Origin of the sequence: Kitasatospora putterlickiae (assembly GCF_039527695.1) — a bacterium.
GTDB classification, from domain to species: domain Bacteria; phylum Actinomycetota; class Actinomycetes; order Streptomycetales; family Streptomycetaceae; genus Kitasatospora; species Kitasatospora putterlickiae.
The window spans coordinates 17,911-18,654 of record NZ_BAAAKJ010000037.1 but is presented as its reverse complement, the minus strand read 5'-3'; the positions used below and the strand labels follow the sequence as shown (position 1 = coordinate 18,654).

Here is a 744-nt window from a genome sequence, read left to right as displayed (position 1 = left end):
GGAGGCCGCCGAGGAGGCCGTGCGCGAGTTCGACCGGCACGGCACGCCCGGGGAGGCGGCCGCCTGCCGCTGGCTGTTGGCGCGCATCGGGCAGGAGCACGGCGCGCGCGGCGACGCCGCCGAGCGGGTGCGCCAGCTCCTGGACGACACCGACGACGCCGACCGCCCCGCCTCGCTGCCGGCCCGCCCCGAGCTGGAGGTGCACCTCGGTGGCCTGCTCGGCCACGGCGAGGAGTCGGCCGCCCGCTACCTCGCCGCCTCCCGCGGCTTCGCCGCCGCCGGACGGCGGGCCGACCGGCTCAGCGCGCTCGTCCAGGCGATGTGGCGCCATCCCTACAGCGACACCGAGGCCGAGACCGGCCTGCTGCGGGACATCCTCACCGAGGCCCGGACCGTGCTCGACGACGCTCCCGACCCGGCGCACACCGCGGAGGCCGTCGCCGTGCTGCGCGGCTACGTCGACCAGATCCGCGCGGTCGGCCGCCACCGCGAGGCCGCCGACCACCTCGCCACCGCCCGCGCCCTCCTCGAACAGCACCCCGCCCCCGACAGCGCCGAGGACCTCACCGACGTCCTGACCGAACTGGGCGAGGCCCATCTGCGCCTCGGCGACCCGGCCGCCGCGGAGGAGGCGGCCCGCGCCGCCCTGAGCGCCGCCGGTGACTCCGGCCTCACCTGGGACGCCGCCCTCCTCCTGGTCCGCGCCCTGCGCACCCGCGGCGCGACCGCCGAGGCCGCCGCCCT

The 744-nt window shown here is 79.3% G+C and carries 1 pseudogene; it reads left to right on the top strand.

What is annotated here, in order from left to right:
• A pseudogene (locus ABD308_RS04590) lies at window positions 1–744 on the top strand (hypothetical protein); the annotation flags it as partial.